Source organism: Algibacillus agarilyticus, from assembly GCF_003286125.1.
Lineage (GTDB): Bacteria > Pseudomonadota > Gammaproteobacteria > Enterobacterales > Alteromonadaceae > Algibacillus > Algibacillus agarilyticus.
Genome location: NZ_QMED01000017.1, coordinates 52934 through 71968, shown reverse-complemented (window position 1 = coordinate 71968; position 19035 = coordinate 52934). Strand labels below are relative to the sequence as shown.

Genomic DNA, 19035 nt, shown 5'->3' with positions numbered 1-19035 from the left:
CAACAGCCATTTTTAATGCTATACCCATCGCCGTTAATAACGTAAAACGTTATAGCAACAGTAAACGACCCAAACCTAAGAAGACGACAAAACCAACGATATCTGTCACCGTGGTTAAAACCACCGACCCTGAGAGCGCAGGGTCGATTTTTAATTTATCTAAAACCGACGGAATAATAACGCCAGAAACAGAAGCCGCAATGAGATTTAATAAAATAGCAAAACCAATAACAAAACTTAATGCTGAATTATCAAACCAGTAGTATGTAATAACGCCAATAACCAAAGACCATATAACCCCATTGACGGCCCCTACTTTTAATTCTTTTTGCAGTAAGGCATTCCGGTTTGCTTCGGTTATTTGGCCAAGGGCTAAGCCGCGCACAATAACCGTTAATGTTTGACTACCCGAAATGCCCCCCATCGATGCGACAACCGGCATTAAAACAGCCAAGGCGACAACTTGTTGCAATGTTGCTTCAAACAAGCCAATAAACCAAGAAGCTAAAAAAGCAGTCGCTAAGTTAATACCTAACCACACACCTCGGTTTTGCGCACTTTGCTTTACACTCGAAAATAAGTCTTCGTCTTCACGTAAACCCGCCGCATTATTTATTTGCCCTTGAATTTGCTCTTGTCTAATTTCATACGCAGAAGCGATATGAATACGGCCAATAAAATGCCCATTTTCGTCAATAACCGGTAACGCCATTTTATCTGACATGATCACTTTTTCGGCTGATTCATATAACGCCTCATTACCCTGCAAAGTCACTAATTCGCCATCGATTAAATCAGCAAGCAATGCACTTTCATCAGCCGCCAATAAGTCATTTACACTCACACACCCCGTCAGCAGGCCTTCTTTGTTAACCGTATAAAAAGTATCTGTATAAGGTGATAAGCCTTTAGCCACTATTCGCTTGGCGCTTGATACTTTTAACTTTTCAGAAATCCGTACGTAATCATAATCTAACCAATGACCAATTTGCTCATTATCAAATTGCTGCGCTTGTTGAAACAATGCTCGCTGTGATTCATCAAGCTGTTTGATCGCATAAGATAAAAAACGATCGGGTAAATCTTCTGCCAATTCGAGTATATGCTCAACATCGAGCTGAGCCAGTAATTCAAAACAGGCTGAATCAGTTAACTTATCCATCAACCAAGTTCGAGTGTCATCCCCCATCAAGACAAATGAGCTCTGCTGGTTCTCTTCTGAATAAGCATTCCACACAACCAATCGTTGTTGCATGGGGATGGCTTCAATCAATAATGAAAACTGCTCTAATGCTAATACCTGACTCGCCTCTTCTACGATTTGAGTGACTTCAATATCACTCGTCGCAGCAAGCACATCATTAAGCACAATAGATAAAGTGTCGGAAGATAAAGAGTCGGATGTAATATCTAACATAAAATCGGCTAAGTAAAAATAGATGCTTAATTGTATACCTAAACCACAATCAAATGCGAAATATCAATAAGATATAAAACGTCTGCATTGAAAGCTCATCAGACATACGTTAGTTTTTCTGCTGACCATATTAATTTATTTTGTTGGCGATAAATAAGTACGAGATTGTCTGCATTTTGTCAGGTTTGCGTATAGAATACGCGGGTAATTTAGGAGGTCAGTCTTTGAGTGAATCAGCACAAAAAATATTAGAAAATGTATTTGGTTACCCGGCATTTCGTAGTGGACAAGCCGACGTTATTGAGCAAGTTTTGCAAGGTAACGATGTACTTTGCATTATGCCAACGGGTAGTGGTAAATCACTTTGTTATCAAATACCCAGTTTGTGCCTCTCGGGTTATACGATCGTTATTTCGCCTTTAATTGCGTTAATGCAAGATCAAGTTGATCAGCTAACCTCGCTGGGTGTTTCGGCTGCTTTTATTAATTCCAGTTTAAACTATCAACAACAGCAAACGGTTTTAAACCAGGTTAGTACGGGCATCATCAAATTACTTTATGTTGCGCCTGAAAAATTACTTACGCCAAACTTCATTAATTTTTTACAGTTCAATCCGCCAGGTTTATTTGCCATAGACGAAGCTCATTGTATCTCGCAATGGGGGCATGATTTCAGGCCCGATTACACCGCATTAGGTCAGTTAAAAATAAACCTGCCCAATGTGCCTGTTTTAGCATTAACCGCAACGGCAGATAAAGCGACACGTCATGATATTACCTCGCAACTAAAACTCGAAACGGCGTTTGAATATATTGGCAGTTTTGATCGACCGAACATTCGCTACCTGCAATTAGAAAAATTTAAGCCATTACAACAGATACAACGCTACGTAAAAGAGCATGATAATGAAGCCGGTATTATTTATTGCAGCACGCGTAAAAAGTGTGAAGAAGTCTGCGACTTTTTACAGCGCCAAGATTTAAAAGCAGCGGTTTATCATGCCGGTTTAACACTTGAAGAACGCTCGCATAATCAAAATAGCTGGTTACGAGATGACATTAATATCATTGTCGCCACCGTGGCTTTTGGCATGGGTATTAACAAACCAGACGTTCGTTATGTTATCCACTTTAATATTCCACGTTCAATTGAAAATTACTATCAAGAAACAGGTCGTGCGGGGCGTGATGGTTTAGATGCCGAAGCACTCATGTTATACGAGTTTTCAGATGGTGACACCATACGCTGGTTTATCGAACAAAGTGATAGTGAAGAACGTAAAGTTATAGAAACACAAAAATTTGATGCCATGACGGCACTCGCCGAAAGTGAAACGTGTCGCCGCCAAGTATTATTAAACTATTTTGGTGAACCAACACAAAGCGCCTGTGGTAATTGTGATATCTGTTTAGATCCACCACAAAAGATGGATGCAACGGTTGATGCACAAAAAGCATTATCAACCATTTATCGAACAGGACAAGCGGCCGGTTTTAACTATATTGTCGATGTGCTACGCGGAGCAAAAACCCAACGAGTTAGAGATTTCAAACACGATGAGTTAAGTGTTTATGCGATTGGCAAAGAGCACCCAGTTGAATATTGGCATAGCGTACTCAAGCAGCTAGTACATCATGGTTTACTTATTCAAGACATTACAGAGAGTAATCATTTAAAACTCACTGAAGCGGCTCGGCCTGTTTTACGTGGAGAAGCGATATTAGAACTTGCGCAACCAAGATCAGCTCCACAACCGATTAGCGCTAATAAGAAAACTAACCTCAGTAAACTTAATTACGATAAACGCTTGTTTGCTCGTTTGAAAAAGCTGCGTAAGTTTATTGCCGATGAGCAAGATATTCCACCTTATATTGTTTTCAATGACGCAACACTGGCGGATATGTCTTGCAAATTACCAACGACATTAGACGATATGTTAAAAGTGTCTGGGGTTGGTAATAGTAAGCTAGCTAAATATGGTCAGCGCTTTATTAATGATATCTCTGATTACCTTGACCGATTCGACTAATAAACGAAAAGTAAACGAATGAGTAGCGTTTTATGCTTACGGCAGAGGGGTTTTCTTTATATGACTTGCAACATGACTTTCAACTTAACGCTTGGCTTGATTATCAATATCGCACTCAAGTAGGCTAAGCAAATCAGCCGCATATGCAATAAGCTGTTGTTCTGGTACAGGCTTGCTATATAAATAGCCCTGCCCAATATGACAGCCATGCGCTTTTAAGAACGCTGCATCTTCTTCTGTTTCGACACCTTCAGCAATAACCGTTAAGCCTAAGTTAACCCCTATATCAATAATACTCTTTACAATCGCCACACTGCGTTTGTTTTGCTGTAAATCTTGCACAAAGCTTTTATCAATCTTTAAGTAATCAATATCTAAATCTTGTAGGTATGAAAAAGAGGAGTAGCCGGTACCAAAATCATCGATCGCAATTTTGACAAAATGTTGTTTTAACTTCGATAATACATTTCTCACTTTTTCTAAATCATCAAATACAGCGGTTTCTGTCAATTCAAATTCAAGCAAGCTACTATCAAAATTATAGGTTCCCATTATTTCAAATACATTTTGGATAAATTGATCATTATTAAAATCAAGCGCTGATAAATTGATAGAGATAGGGACATTAGCTAAAGTCGGTATCGTGCGCCATGCCTCGCGTCTTTCACAAACCGTTTCTAATACCAATTCAGTGATACGGCTAATCAAGCCCATTTCTTCAGCCAAGCCAATAAATTGATCAGGATAAATCAGCTCACCATGGCTAATCTCCCAACGTATTAATGCCTCAACACCAATTAAATTTCCGGTTTTAATATCAATTTGCGGCTGGTAATGTAGAACAAATTCTTTATTTTTTATCGCGTGATGTAGCTTTTCTTCGTTATATATTCGGTGCTGAATATTTTCTTCTAAAGATGAATCAAACATAACCACTTTATTTTTACCTTGGCGTTTTGCTTGATACATGGCCATATCGGCTTTGCCGATTAGCTCGTTAGCTTGTTTTGCATCTTCAGGAAAACGAGCCATACCCGCACTGCAAGTCACCACAAAACGCTTACCTTTCACAATAAAAGGCGATTGAAATACCGCTAATAGCCTTTTAACGGCGGTATCAAATTCTTCATATAGCTCGCCTTCATTTCGGCTTTCTAGTACCAGTACAAATTCATCACCACCAATTCGAGCTAACACATCACCTTTACGTAAAATTCGATTCAACTTAATGGTTATCGTTTTAAGAAAATTATCACCAGCAGCATGGCCAACCGTGTCATTAATTTTTTTAAAGTCATCTAAATCAATAAAAATAACAGCCATGCGCGCTTTATTACGCTCACTTAAAATGATGTTTTTTTCTAACGTTTCAATCAAAAAGGTTCTATTGGGTAGGTCGGTTAATGTATCGTGGTAGGCTCTATATTTAAGTAAGGCTTCTTGACGTTTTATATTAGTAATATCGCGGCAACACCAAACACGGCCAATATAGCGATCGCCAGCAAGCTCAGGTACAGAATAATATTCATAGGTTTTTTCATCTAGCGTATTAATAAAACCATGTAAACGAGCATGTTTGCTATTAAACATCGGGTTTATTTTAGCCAAGAATTCATCAGGTTCGAGCACTTTTTTCAAGATCATAACCAGTACATCTTCCCCTGTCATGGCTACGATTTCGATTTCTTCTTTATTAAAAAAGTCACAACCCGACTGGTTAATTTGCACTATTTCACCCGCAAGGTTAAAACTAAACATGGCCTCTGGACTTGCATCTAACAATGCTTTTTGTTTAATTAGCATGTTTTCAGTTTCGTGCTGAAAACCTTTTACTTGTTCTAATTGATTATTTAGCTTGCCATTAATATCATTCAACTCATTTGATGTGAGTTGCAAACTATGTTCAAGCATTTTTCTATCATCGTCAGCTTGATCAAATGCTTCTGATATATGATCTAAAAATCCAGCCATTTCGGGTGTCACTTTGATACCATGACCTTGCTTGCGTAAAATCCTTGCGAGTAAGCTATGCATTTCGTTCTGCTATTATTGTGATTGTCATTGTTTGATTATGCAGTGTACTTTTTTCACCATAGGTTAATGGGGCAATTTCCCCGTATGAATAGAAGCCACAATAACAATGCTCCGTGCCTAGTTCTTCTACCACCGCTTCGAGTTCTTCTTCTGTTCGTTGATTTAATACAACACGTCGTCCCAAGCAGCTAATTAATAAAACTAAACTATGCTGGCTAGCATTAATTTCTGCAGAAGCTTGCATCGCTGCCATCTCGGCTCCATCGATCAGTCGATCAAAGTTAGCGCGCATAAGCTGAGCTTTTGCACCTTCTGGTATATCGCCAGCGAACATCATGCTTTCTTCAGCCTCATTTATTTCGAGTATGGTACGAATAACTTCAGTTGAGTTATTTTTTTCATCTGTTAAAAGTAGTGGAAAGCGCATCGCAGAGGCAGGCAATTGTTCAGCATATACGCCAAGATAATCTTTATACAACGTTAAAGCAGGCTTGCCATCTAACTGATATAAGCAATTCGCTTTTGACTTTGTCACGGTTCTTACAGGGCCAAATGGATCCCACCCTCCTTTTGTGCCATGGCCGATAACGAGATCTTCTCCGTATAAGCCACAAACAAGTACTCTGCCTTGTTCGGATTTATCATTATACCAAACAGTGGTCTCTTTGAATCGCATGCCATCACCCGCTAACCCGCCGGTTAAAATAGTCTGTTCAGGTAATGCCGCGACTAATGCACTGACTAATTCACTGCCGTTAATTGAATGACCATCGGATAACACTAACGCATATTTAAGTTCATCTTTAGGTAGCTCTGCCGCTAATTCATTGCAAACATTTGTTATATCATCGCCAATAACTGAGCGCCATGCGATCCTTATTTTGGTCGTAGAGAATTCAATGGCAGTAACAATGAGAGATTCATCATAAAGACAATTACCGGCAATATCGCCAGAACTGGTACAACCTATAATTTCAGCATTGGGGAAAGCAGCTCGAACTTGTTCAATACAATGGTTATTTTGGCTAAATGTTTTACAACCAAATAATAAAACCAAGCGCACTTCTATATCGAGCTGAAGTGGTTTATCCCATTGATCTGCTTGATAAATGTATTGGGTGTTTTTCATTGTTTAAGATGCTGTTTAATATAGTCTAACTTTAAATTTAGCACTAATTAGTGATTAAACAATTTTAAACGAGCTATGATTGCGGTATTTTTAGCATAGATATAAAAAAGCCCGTTTATATATTTAAAGGTAATATAAACGGGCTTTCGAAGTCTATTTTGAGTTATTTTTATACGTCTAAGTTTGTTACTTCTAACGCATTAGTTTCAATAAATGCACGACGCGGTTCGACTTGATCGCCCATTAGTGTACTAAATAATTGGTCGGCACCAATCGCATCTTCAATCGTCACTTTAAGCATACGACGAGTTTCAGGATCCATCGTTGTTTCCCAAAGTTGATCTGGGTTCATCTCGCCTAGCCCTTTATAGCGTTGAATATATAAGCCTTTACGACTTTCATTCATTAGCCATTCGTAGCCTTCAGCAAAACTCGTAATTGGCTTAACTTTTTCACCACGACGAATATGTGCACCCTCTTCTATCAACGAACTAATTGTCGCTCCAGCTTTGGCTACATTTTTGTAATCAGCAGAATTAATAAACTTCTGATCCATTACATAAACGTGATCAACACCATGCGTACGAATATTAAATTCAGGTAGATACTGCTGGCGCTCTTCATCAAACCGCACTTGTCCAGCATAAATAGATTCACTACCTTCTTCTTTCGCTAAACTGGCGAGTGTGGTTTCAAGCCAAGCTTCAACCAGCGCTTTATCATTGAGTGTTTCAGTCGTGATTAAGTCAGAAAATTGCATAATTTCAATTAAGCTCTTATTCCAATGACGACCTAAGCGTTCTTTAATTCGCTCTGCTAACTGATACTCAGTCACGATATTTTCAAGCGCAGAACCGTTAATAGCCGGTGCATCTTCATTAACATGGAACGATGCATTATCTAGTGCAAGGTTAGTTAAGTAGCTGGTTAATGAATCTTCATCTTTAATATAACGCTCTTGCTTACCTTTTTTAACTTTATATAAAGGAGGCTGGGCGATATAAATATGGCCTCTTTCAACAATCTCAAACATTTGGCGATAGAAGAAAGTTAATAATAATGTACGAATATGAGAACCATCAACATCAGCATCTGTCATGATGATTATTGAATGATAACGCAATTTTTCAATGTTATATTCGTCTTTACCAATACCACAACCTAATGCCGTGATAAGGGTTCCAACTTCAACTGAAGACAACATTTTATCAAAACGTGCTTTTTCAACATTAAGAATCTTACCTTTCAACGGTAATATTGCTTGGTTTTTACGATTTCGACCTTGTTTGGCAGAGCCACCGGCCGAGTCCCCTTCCACTATGTAAAGTTCAGAAAGCGCGGGATCTTTCTCTTGGCAATCAGCTAATTTACCTGGTAAACCGGCAATATCTAACACACCTTTTCGACGTGTCATCTCACGCGCTTTACGAGCGGCTTCACGTGCGCGTGCAGCGTCCATAATTTTAGCAACGACTTGCTTCACATCAGCGGGGTTTTCAAGTAAAAACTCATGTAGTTTTTCTGCCATCGCTTGTTCAACAGCCGATTTCACTTCACTTGAGACCAGTTTATCTTTTGTTTGTGAAGAGAATTTAGGATCAGGTACTTTTACCGAAACAACCGCTGTTAGGCCTTCACGAGAATCATCACCTGTCATGGCAATTTTTTGCTTCTTGTTTAAACCTTCTTTCTCAATAAACGTATTTAACGTACGCGTTAATGCACCTCTAAAACCGGCTAAATGTGTTCCACCATCACGTTGTGGAATATTATTTGTAAAACAAAAAATATTTTCTTGGAAACCATCATTCCACTGCATTGAAACTTCAACAGTAATGCCATCTTCTTCACGGTGACTAATAAAACTAAATGCATTTTGATGCACAGGCGTTTTATTTTGATTCAAATATTCAACGAAGGCCTTTATACCACCCTCGTATTTAAAATGATCGCTGCGGTCATCGCGTTCATCTTTTAAGATAATTGATACGCCTGAGTTTAAGAAACTCAATTCACGCAAACGTTTAGCTAAAATATCATAGTGATATTTTACATCGGTAAACGTTTCAGTTGATGGCCAAAATTGAATGGTTGTACCGGTTTTTTCTGTATCACCAATTGGCGATAACGGAGCATCAGGCACACCATGAGTATAAGTTTGTGAGTGAACCTTGCCTTCACGACGAATTGTCATTTCAAGTTTATATGACAACGCATTAACCACAGAAATACCGACACCGTGTAAACCACCCGATACCTTGTATGAGTTGTCATCAAATTTACCACCGGCATGGAGTACCGTCATGATAACTTCGGCAGCGGATACACCTTCTTCTTCATGTATCGACGTTGGTATACCACGCCCATCATCCGAAACACTTACTGAACCATCAGCATGAATAGTAACAACGATATCGGTGCAGTGCCCCGCAAGGGCTTCATCTATACTGTTATCAACGACTTCAAACACCATGTGGTGTAAGCCTGTTCCATCATCAGTATCACCGATGTACATACCAGGTCTTTTTCGTACTGCATCCAAGCCTTTTAAAACTTTAATGGATGACGAATCATAAGATTGTTCAGACATTTTTAAACCTTATTCATTAACTGTAGTTCCATGTTCCACGTGAAACATCACGCTTTCATGCTTTATTTTTTCTTTTAATACGGGTAAATCTTTTTCAATGCACGTTACAAAAAGTTGACGTTGCATTGCCAATAAATACGATAGTAACTTATCAAGCGTTGGCTTATCTAACTCTGCCACTATATCGTCAATTAACCATATGCATTGTTTATCAGAATGGGCTTCAATGTATTGACTTGCCGCAATCAATAAACACATTAATAATATTTTTAGCTCGCCCCGTGATAAAACGGTTTTAGCAATAGACTCACCGTAAGAGACAATCATGTCGTCACGATGGATGCCATAGTGCGTTGTTCCACGCTTTAAGTCTAAATCTAAACTCGATGTAAGCAACTCTTCTATTTCGCCGTCTAAGCGCCAACCACGTTTATATTTTATCTCAAGTTCAGCAAGTTCTAATAACTGCTCTTGACCTAATATTTTAAATGCCGCTTTGCAACGTTCATTTAATTCATTAATAACATGTTCGCGTTTCGCTGAAATAGTTTTGTTTAAGCTGACTAATTGTGGAGTCCACGAATTAGCCAGTTGCTTGTTACCCAGTTTTAACGACCGATTACGTTGATCAATTGCACGTTCATACTCTTTATATGTTTGTGCAATGGTTTCATGTTCCACGTGGAACACAAGCCAATCAACAAAACGACGTCTAACCGCGGGGCCATCTTCGAGCAATACATTACTTAAAGGTGAACAATTTACTATTGGAAAAAAACTAGATAACTCACTTTGACGTCGAATTGTTTTACCATCAATTCGAATATCACTAATGCCAGCAAGTGTTTTTCTAATACCAAATTTTTTCTGTATATCATTTGATGTAGCGCCAACCGCTAACACCATCAAAGATTCTTTTTGTTTTTGTACTAAATCTTGGTTTTTATGTGTTCTAAATGAGCGGCCAAAACCCAGTAGATGAATAGATTCAAGAATAGATGTTTTTCCGCTGCCATTATTACCGACAATAATATTGCATCGCGGATGCGCTATTAATTGGATTTTATCAATGTTGCGTACGTCACTAACAACTAGTTTTTCTATTATCATTTATATAAAACAAAGGTGAATATTCTCAATTTATTCACCTTTGTTCAGCTACCTCTTATAAACGCATTGGCATAACAACATACAACGAAGCATCGTCTTTGTTGTCTTCGATTAATGCGCTACTGTTAGAATCACCCAATGTGATTTTAACTTCATTAGACTCAATCGCATTTAAAATATCGACAATATAAGCAACATTAAAACCGATTTCTAATGAATCACCTTCGTAGTTTACATCAACAATTTCTTCAGCAACTTCTTGCTCAGGATTGTTAGCCGTAATAGTTAGCTCATGCTGGGCAAGATTTAAACGCACCCCTCTGAACTTTTCATTAGATAATATAGCCGCGCGTGAGAAAGCTTGTTTTAAATAATCTTTTTCGCCTGTAACGGTCTTATCTCCGCCCTTAGGCAATACACGACGATAATCAGGAAAACGACCATCAACTAATTTGCTGGTAAAAGTAAAGTTTTCATTATTTAAACGTATGTGATTTGAACCCACTGAAATATAAATAACATCTTCGACATCATCAATTAAACGTAAAATTTCGGTGACACCTTTACGTGGGATAATGACTTGGCTTTCTTGTAAACGCTCATTAGGTAATTCATGCTGGGTTAACGCTAAACGATGCCCATCAGTTGTCACACAGCGAATAATATTATCTTGAGTTTCTAACGACATTCCATTCAAATAATAACGCACATCTTGCACTGCCATTGAAAATGAGGTTTTTTCAATTAAGTTTTTGAGGACGTTTTGCGCAACACCAAAGTTAATTTCACTTTGCCAATCTTCTAAATTAGGGAAGTCTTTTGCGTCAAGCGTTGATAGTGAATACTTACTTCGACCACATTTAATTTGCAACTTGTTATTATCTAAAACAAACTCAATTAACGATTGTTCATTTAAGCCTTTGCAAATATCAAATAACTTTTTAGCCGGAACTGTTATTTTTCCATCTTCAGATGCTTGAACAAGTTCAACCGATGCAACTAATTCAACTTCTAAATCAGTGCCCGTTATCGATAATACGCCATCGGTAATTTCTAATAATACATTAGATAAAATAGGTAATGTATGACGGCGTTCAACCGTACCGGTTGCGAGTTGTAATGGTTTTAGGATGTCTTCTCGGCTGATAGCAAATTTCATTTTTTAATAATATCCGTTTGTTAAGACGATAATGTGCGAACTAAATTTGAATAATCTTCTTTAATATCTAAATTTTCTTCTCGTAGCTCATTTATTTTACGACAAGCATGTAATACCGTTGTGTGGTCTCGACCACCAAAGGCATCACCTATTTCGGGTAAACTGTGACTGGTTAATTCTTTAGCCAGTGCCATCGCGACTTGTCGTGGGCGTGCAACACTGCGGCTACGACGCTTAGATAAAATATCAGCGATTTTAATTTTGTAGTATTCAGCTACCGTTCTTTGAATGTTGTCTATTGTAACGAGTTTTTCTTGTAATGCGAGTAAGTCTCTTAACGCTTCTTTAACAAATTCGATCGTAATCGCTTTGCCTGTAAAATTAGCGTGAGCAACAACTCGATTTAATGCACCTTCAAGTTCACGAACATGCGAACGTAAACGCTTAGCAATAAAGAAGGCGACTTCGTGAGGTAATGAAACTTTTGCCTCTTGCGCTTTTTTCATTAATATCGCAACGCGTGTTTCAAGTTCAGGTGGTTCAATCGCAATTGTTAAACCCCAACCAAAACGTGATTTCAAACGATCTTCTACACCATCAATTTCTTTAGGGTAACGATCACTTGTCATTATGATTTGTTGATTACCCTCAAGTAGTGCATTAAAGGTATGAAAGAACTCTTCTTGCGAACGCTCTTTTTTAGCAAAGAATTGAATATCATCGATCAATAACGCATTAACTGAACGATAATGCTTTTTAAACGACTCAATCGCATTATTTTGTAACGCTTTAACCATATCTTGCACAAAACGCTCTGAATGCATATAGATCACTTTTGCATCTGGATTACGCGCAATAATTTCGTTACCGACAGCATGTAATAAATGTGTTTTACCTAAACCAACACCACCGTATAAAAATAACGGGTTATATGAAATCCCCGGATTATCAGCAACTTGGCAAGCTGCCGCACGTGCAAGTTGATTTGATTTACCTTCAACAAAGTTATCAAATGTGTAGTTTTCACGAATATTCGATTTCAGCTGTAAGCCTAAATCAGATTGTGCGGGGGTTAATGAGGTCGTTTTAGGTACATGCACTGCAGGAGCATGGCTATAACCCGTTTGCGGTTGCAAAGGCTGAGAGGCAGGTATTTTACTGCCCATTTCGAGTTTAGGTGCCGCAACAGGGCGCGTATTAGCATCCGGCTTACTGCCGACTTCAACACGTAAGTTTGGAGGAGTGCCTTGAACCAATTGACTAATAATGCTGTTGATCGAATCAGAGTATTTATCTAATACCCAATCACGGACAAAACGATTAGGGGCAAATAAAGTGATAACGCTTGGATTTTCCTGACTCTGTAGTGGTCGGATCCAAGTATTGAATTCTTGAGCAGGCAAGTCTTGCTGCATCTGGTTCTGGCAAGATTGCCACAGCGAGTCGGTCAAAAGTCACTCCATTAATAAAGCTGGGGGGTGATATAACCAAATTATATCCACAAGTGCAAGAAGCACTTTACATCATTTTAAAAAAGCCGAAAAAAACTAATCTAAGCGATTGTTTTATATAGCATTAACCCTTAATCACATTTGGTTATAATACCACGTTTTTTACACCTTAAAGATCTCTAGATTTTCTTGACAACTTTTAAATGTGGATAACTAGAATAATTTTTATGCGATTATATAAAGTTATTCATTTAATGTAGAGAACATGAAGGCTAAAACCTAAATAACCATGTAAATATAACCAGTAAAAAAGAACAAAAACCGTTTTACAGCCTAACTTTACCGTCAATTAACGTATTTATCCCCAAGTAAAAGATAAAGCCCCTTTTAAGACGATAAATACCTCAAATATTGTCGTGATGCTTTTATAACCGATCTAAAGGTGTTAAATAGCGTTTTAAAAAGCCAAAACATCACAATTACTTGATATATTCAGGCGCGGATCGCATTAGTTGCTTGATCTCTGTTCGGCCTTTACTTATAATTCGCGCCCCAATAAATGACTTGGCCTGCATTTATTGGTAATTTTAGGCCACAAATTTGCAAATTTGGAAGTTATCCTATGAAACGTACTTTTCAACCAAGTAATTTAAAGCGTAAGCGTACTCACGGTTTCCGTGCTCGTATGGCTACTAAAAGCGGTCGTCAAGTTTTAGCTCGTCGCCGTGCTAAAGGACGTAAAGTTTTAAGCGCTTAATAGCTTGAAATCTTATGCCTATGGTCGGGAGTTAAGACTATTAACTCCCGAACACTTTCAACAAGTGTTCAACTCATCCCCACGTAAATTCGCCTGTCGTCTATATACCCTTTTAATTTGTAAAAATAACCAAGAACATCCACGTCTTGGATTTACAATCTCGAAGAAAAAAGCCAAACTAGCCGTCGACCGAAATCGAATTAAACGCGTAACCCGCGAACAATTTCGTTTGAATGCATCAGAGTTACCGGCAATCGATATGGTATTTATCGCACGCCAAGGTATAGCTGATATCGATAATGAACAGCTTATTCGCGAATTAAATAACACATGGCAAAAAATTCAAAAATTTTACAAAAAGTCTTGATCGCCATTATTCGCGCTTACCAAATAGCGTTAAGCCCACTGCTCGGACAGAATTGTCGCTTTTATCCCACTTGTTCTAAATATGCTATAGATGCAATTAATCTACATGGTGGGCTAAAAGGTTCTTGGTTAGCAGGCAAACGCATATTAAAATGCCATCCATTTAGCTCGGGGGGCATCGATCCCGTCCCCGAAAAACATCAAAAGCAATCGAAAGAGAATTAAACCAACATGGAATCACAAAAAAATTTCCTGATTATTGGCTTGCTCCTTGTCAGCTTCATGCTGTGGCAGCAGTGGCAAGTAGATTACGCACCGAAACCCGTTGAAACTGAACAAGCAGAACAAACATCATCTGCAAATTTAAGTAACAGCCAACCAGTAAACGGTAACTCAGATGTACCGGCTGCTTTACTTCAACAATCGGTAGCGGAACAAGCAAATAAATCAGCTTTTGTAACGGTTACCACCGATGTATACGAGCTTACAATAAGTTTAGTGGGTGGTGATATCACTAACCTTAAGTTATTAAAGTATCCAACAGAAAAAGACGGCGATATTCCTTTCCCGCTGTTAAAAGAACAAACAGCTGAAATATACCAAGCACAAAGCGGTTTATTAGGTATCGACACTCGTGCTGGCCGAGCCGTTTATCAAGCTAACCAAGAAGCCTATCAGTTAACGGGTGATACCTTAACCGTGCCGTTTACTTATACCAACGCTAAAGGTATGCAAGTCACTAAAATATTCACGTTCAATGCGAACAGCTACACTATCAATGTGGAATATGTTGTTAATAACCAAACTGACAGTGTGCAAGCCGTGCAATTATATGCACAGTTAAAACAAAGCACAGCAATGCAAGGTGGCAGCATGATGATGCCGACTTACCGTGGTGGGGCTTATTCAGCTAATGATGATAATTATGAAAAAGTTGATTTTGACGACTTTTATGAGCGTGACATAAACGTATCAACTAAAGGTGGTTGGGTTTCGATGATCGAGCATTACTTTGTCAGTGCTTGGGTACCCACACAAGAAGACAAAAACCAAATTTATTCTAAAACCGTAAATGGTAATGCAATCATTGGTTTTAAAGGCCCGCAAGTTGATGTCGCGCCTGGCACCATAAGTAAGGTTAATACAAATTTATATGTCGGGCCAAAAGATCAAGAAGTACAAGGTCAATTAGCTAAGCACTTAGATCTCACTATTGATTACGGTATTTTGTGGTTCTTATCTCAGCCGCTATTTACGTTATTAAAATTCTTCTATGGTTTAGTCAGTAACTGGGGTGTAGCGATTATCTTAATCACCATCGCAGTAAAAGGGGCTATGTATTGGTTAACGAAAAAGCAATACACGTCAATGGCAAAATTACGTCAACTACAACCTAAAATGGCAGAACTTAAAACACGTTTTGGTGAAGACAGACAAAAAATGTCAGTCGCCATGATGGAGCTTTACAAGAAAGAAAAAGTTAACCCGATGGGTGGTTGTTTACCTATGTTGATCCAAATGCCTATTTTCTTGTCGCTTTATTGGGTATTTGTAGAAAGTGTTGAATTACGCCATGCTGAATTTGCCCTTTGGATCCACGATTTATCGCAGCAAGACCCATACTACGTGCTTCCTATTTTAATGGGCGCGAGTATGTTCTTAATGCAACGTTTACAACCAACACCCATGACAGACCCGGTACAACAAAAGATATTCCAATTCATGCCGCTCATGTTTACGGTATTCTTTTTGTGGTTCCCATCTGGCTTAGTATTATACTGGTTAGTCAGTAACGTAATTTCTATTCTTCAAATGTTATTAATAAACCGCTCTATAGAGAAGCAAGGTTTAAATAAAAAATAACGGTATTTGAAAAAGCATTAAACCAACGGCCGCTTGCAACATGCGGCCGTTTTTGTTTATCCCGAACGATAAATTTCGCGTTAAATAAATTTAAAGTAAAGAGTGTTAAACATGATCGATAATCAAGATACGATAGCGGCTATAGCCACCGCACCCGGTAGAGGGGGAGTGGGAATTATTAGGGTTTCAGGTAAATTAGCAGAGCAAGTCGCCCACACGATATTGCACAAGTTACCCAAAGTCCGCATGGCCGAATATTTAAAATTTTATGATGAAAATGATCAAGTTATCGATCAAGGTATTGCCCTATTCTTTAAAGGACCCAATTCATTTACCGGTGAAGATATTCTTGAACTGCAAGGGCATGGCGGCCCCGTTATTCTTGATATTTTATTACGTACTATTTTAAGTATGCCAAATATTAGAATGGCCAACCCAGGTGAATTCTCTGAACGCGCATTTTTAAATGACAAACTCGATTTAGCACAAGCAGAGGCCATAGCGGATTTAATCGAATCATCATCAGAACATGCAGCCCGGAGTGCTTTGCAAACACTACAAGGCGAGTTTTCTAAACATGTGCATTCACTTAACGAAAAAATTATTAATTTACGCATATATGTTGAAGCCGCAATTGATTTCCCAGAAGAAGAAGTCGACTTTTTATCAGACGGTAAAGTGCTCAACAGTTTAAATACCGTAATCGCGCAAACCAAAGAGGTGCAAAAGAAAGCCCAACAAGGTGCTATCTTAAAAGAAGGTATGCGCGTGGTCATCGCAGGTCGACCCAATGCGGGTAAATCAAGTTTACTCAACGCGCTTTCTGGTAAAGATTCAGCGATCGTAACGAATATCGCTGGCACAACACGCGATGTATTAAGTGAACAAATTCATATCGATGGTATGCCTTTACATATTATTGATACAGCAGGCTTAAGAGAAAGCCCAGATGAAGTTGAGCAAATCGGTATACAACGAGCGTGGAAAGAAATAACCCAAGCCGACCGTGTTTTACTGGTTGTTGATGCAACCGATACCGAGCATGAACCACAAGATTTCTGGCCCGAGTTTTTTGAAAAGCTGCCAACCGATATGGGTGTCACCCTTATTCGAAATAAAATCGATGAACTCGACTCGTCAATTATTGAAAAAGCAGGGTTTACTGAAGAAGAACCTTATTCGGTGGTGCGCATATCCGCTAAAACACATGATGGTTTAGACGATTTAAAAAACCATTTAAAAGGTTGTATGGGCTATCAAAGTTCAACCGAAGGTCAGTTTATGGCTCGTCGCCGCCATATAGATGCCATCAATCGCGCTTTAACCCAATTACATAATGGTAAAGACCAATTGCTTGGCGCTGCAGCGGGTGAGTTACTCGCTGAAGATCTACGCGCAGCACAGCAGCATTTGAATGAGATCACCGGTGAATTCACCAGTGACGATTTATTGGGCCGGATCTTTAGTAGTTTTTGTATTGGCAAATAATAATTTAAGGCGTTAATCATAACGCCTTTTAATCAATAGGATAACCTCGTGAGTAACGCAGCGTTTAATTCATTAAATTTAAAACCTGAACTATTAACCACACTTGAATCATTAAAATATACGGCAATGACGCCGATCCAAGAAAAAAGTCTACCGCCAATTTTGGCCGGGAAAGATGTCATTGCACAAGGACAAACCGGTTCAGGCAAAACAGCCGCCTTTGCTTTAGGCTTATTGCAAAAACTCAATGTGAAACGTTTTCGCATTCAAACACTTGTATTGTGTCCAACACGTGAACTCGCTGATCAAGTGGCAACTGAAATCCGAACCATCGCCCGCGGTATTCATAATATAAAGGTATTAACCTTATGTGGTGGTATGCCATTTGGGCCACAAGTTGGCTCACTCGAACATGGTGCTCATATTATTGTCGGCACGCCTGGTCGTATTGATGATCATCTCAACCGTAAAACATTATCACTGGCGGATGTGGATACTCTTGTGCTTGATGAAGCTGATCGCATGCTCGACATGGGCTTTCAAGAAACATTAGATGCGATCATCGACCGTACACCAAAACACCGACAGACCTTGCTCTTTAGTGCGACCTACCCTGACACCATTCAAGCGATTGCTAAACGGGTAATGAAATCGCCCGAGATGATAAAAGTAGCCTCTCAACATAGCGAAAGCACAATCCAAGAAATTTTTTATAAAGTTGATGGCGAATCTCATCGTTTAACGGCCGTACGATTATTACTGCAAGCCCATAAACCACAATCAACTATCGTTTTTTGTAACATGAAAAAAGATACACAAGCGGTAGCCGATTCATTATGTGATCATGGGTTTGCTGCACTCGCGTTAAACGGTGATTTAGAGCAACGTGATCGTGACAAAATGCTCGTTCAATTTGCCAATAAAAGTGCCACGGTATTAGTGGCCACCGATGTAGCCGCCCGTGGCTTAGATATTTCAGATTTAGATGCAGTAATTAACTTTAATTTAGCCCACGACCCTGAAGTGCATACACACCGTATCGGTCGAACAGGGCGTGCAGGTAGCAAAGGTATTGCCTGCACACTCTATAATGAAAAAGAATCATATCGTGCAGCTCAATTAGATTCACTTGTTGACCCTATCGACGATTGCCAGCCATTACCATCAAGTAGTTTGTTGCAAGATACACCACCACAGCCATTAAATACCACATTGCTTATCGACGGTGGTAAAAAGCAAAAACTACGCCCAGGTGACATACTAGGCGCGTTAACTGCTAAAAATGGGATCGATGGTAAGCAAGTGGGTAAAATTAATGTTGCGGCTACGTGGTCGTATGTCGCGGTCAATACCAAAGTCGCTAAGCGCGCATTAAAGATATTAAGTGAAGGAAAAATGAAAGGCCGTAATTTTAGAGTGCGTACGGTAAGTTAATCGCTACACATGCCGCTAACTTATAGTCAAAGCGATCGGGGTTTAGGGGCAGGTTTCTAGTTACAGACGAAACATAAGTACTTACATCCATGTCAGCAAAGCAGTCAAAGCTACCGCGTCCTGCTCTCGCCCCTTACCTGCATCCATGCAGGCAAGCTTCGAGACGCTATGAGCATATGCTCTACTATGTGATTGGGGCGAGTAAGC

The 19035-nt window shown here is 39.1% G+C and carries 14 protein-coding genes; 7 read left to right on the top strand and 7 right to left on the bottom strand.

Annotation, left to right across the window (positions count from 1 at the left end; genetic code table 11):
- Positions 1 to 49: 49 nt before the first annotated feature.
- Entirely contained in the window at positions 50 to 1417 is a 1368-nt protein-coding gene (locus DPX34_RS13785; RefSeq protein ID WP_111979033.1) for a magnesium transporter, read from the bottom strand.
- A 224-nt stretch (positions 1418 to 1641) separates the two neighbouring features.
- Here DPX34_RS13785 and recQ point away from each other — a divergent pair, with 224 nt between their 5' ends.
- Positions 1642 to 3447, top strand: a complete 1806-nt coding sequence (recQ, locus tag DPX34_RS13780; protein ID WP_198673710.1) for a DNA helicase RecQ — start codon at positions 1642 to 1644, stop codon at positions 3445 to 3447.
- Between the two features lie 84 nt (positions 3448 to 3531).
- On the opposite strand, the gene DPX34_RS13775 is transcribed toward recQ, so the two are convergent.
- The 6 genes from DPX34_RS13775 to dnaA all read right to left on the bottom strand — a co-directional run bounded on the left by DPX34_RS13775 (position 3532) and on the right by dnaA (position 12920).
- On the bottom strand, positions 3532 to 5481 hold the full coding sequence (locus DPX34_RS13775) for a sensor domain-containing protein (protein WP_111979032.1): 1950 nt from the start codon (positions 5479 to 5481) through the stop codon (positions 3532 to 3534).
- On the bottom strand, positions 5474 to 6610 hold the full coding sequence (locus DPX34_RS13770) for an FIST signal transduction protein (protein WP_111979031.1): 1137 nt from the start codon (positions 6608 to 6610) through the stop codon (positions 5474 to 5476). The genes DPX34_RS13775 and DPX34_RS13770 overlap by 8 nt, the downstream gene beginning before the upstream one ends.
- A gap of 169 nt (positions 6611 to 6779) precedes the next feature.
- Entirely contained in the window at positions 6780 to 9200 is a 2421-nt protein-coding gene (gene gyrB / locus DPX34_RS13765) for a DNA topoisomerase (ATP-hydrolyzing) subunit B (RefSeq protein WP_111979030.1), read from the bottom strand.
- A 9-nt stretch (positions 9201 to 9209) separates the two neighbouring features.
- On the bottom strand, positions 9210 to 10310 hold the full coding sequence (gene recF, locus DPX34_RS13760) for a DNA replication/repair protein RecF (RefSeq protein ID WP_111979029.1): 1101 nt from the start codon (positions 10308 to 10310) through the stop codon (positions 9210 to 9212).
- A gap of 55 nt (positions 10311 to 10365) precedes the next feature.
- The gene (dnaN, locus tag DPX34_RS13755; RefSeq protein ID WP_111979028.1) at positions 10366 to 11469 is read right to left on the bottom strand and encodes a DNA polymerase III subunit beta; all 1104 of its coding nucleotides are present in this window, start codon (positions 11467 to 11469) and stop codon (positions 10366 to 10368) included.
- 20 nt (positions 11470 to 11489) lie between these two features.
- A complete protein-coding gene (gene dnaA / locus DPX34_RS13750; RefSeq protein WP_111979027.1) occupies positions 11490 to 12920 on the bottom strand; it encodes a chromosomal replication initiator protein DnaA in 1431 nt (476 codons plus the stop codon).
- A gap of 622 nt (positions 12921 to 13542) precedes the next feature.
- Between dnaA and rpmH the strand changes: the two genes are divergently transcribed.
- The 6 genes from rpmH to dbpA all read left to right on the top strand — a co-directional run bounded on the left by rpmH (position 13543) and on the right by dbpA (position 18828).
- Positions 13543 to 13677 (top strand): 50S ribosomal protein L34, encoded by a 135-nt coding sequence (rpmH, locus tag DPX34_RS13745; RefSeq protein ID WP_111979066.1) that lies wholly within the window; start codon positions 13543 to 13545, stop codon positions 13675 to 13677.
- Positions 13678 to 13741: 64 nt separating this feature from the next.
- On the top strand, positions 13742 to 14044 hold the full coding sequence (rnpA, locus tag DPX34_RS13740) for a ribonuclease P protein component (protein WP_232824744.1): 303 nt from the start codon (positions 13742 to 13744) through the stop codon (positions 14042 to 14044).
- Positions 14008 to 14268: a membrane protein insertion efficiency factor YidD gene (gene yidD, locus DPX34_RS13735; RefSeq protein WP_111979025.1), complete on the top strand. Its 261-nt coding sequence runs from the start codon at positions 14008 to 14010 to the stop codon at positions 14266 to 14268. Before rnpA ends, yidD begins: the two co-directional genes overlap by 37 nt.
- A gap of 6 nt (positions 14269 to 14274) precedes the next feature.
- On the top strand, positions 14275 to 15906 hold the full coding sequence (gene yidC, locus DPX34_RS13730) for a membrane protein insertase YidC (RefSeq protein ID WP_111979024.1): 1632 nt from the start codon (positions 14275 to 14277) through the stop codon (positions 15904 to 15906).
- A 114-nt stretch (positions 15907 to 16020) separates the two neighbouring features.
- Positions 16021 to 17394: a tRNA uridine-5-carboxymethylaminomethyl(34) synthesis GTPase MnmE gene (mnmE, locus tag DPX34_RS13725; RefSeq protein WP_111979065.1), complete on the top strand. Its 1374-nt coding sequence runs from the start codon at positions 16021 to 16023 to the stop codon at positions 17392 to 17394.
- A 48-nt stretch (positions 17395 to 17442) separates the two neighbouring features.
- Positions 17443 to 18828, top strand: a complete 1386-nt coding sequence (dbpA, locus tag DPX34_RS13720; protein ID WP_111979023.1) for an ATP-dependent RNA helicase DbpA — start codon at positions 17443 to 17445, stop codon at positions 18826 to 18828.
- Positions 18829 to 19035: the final 207 nt, after the last annotated feature.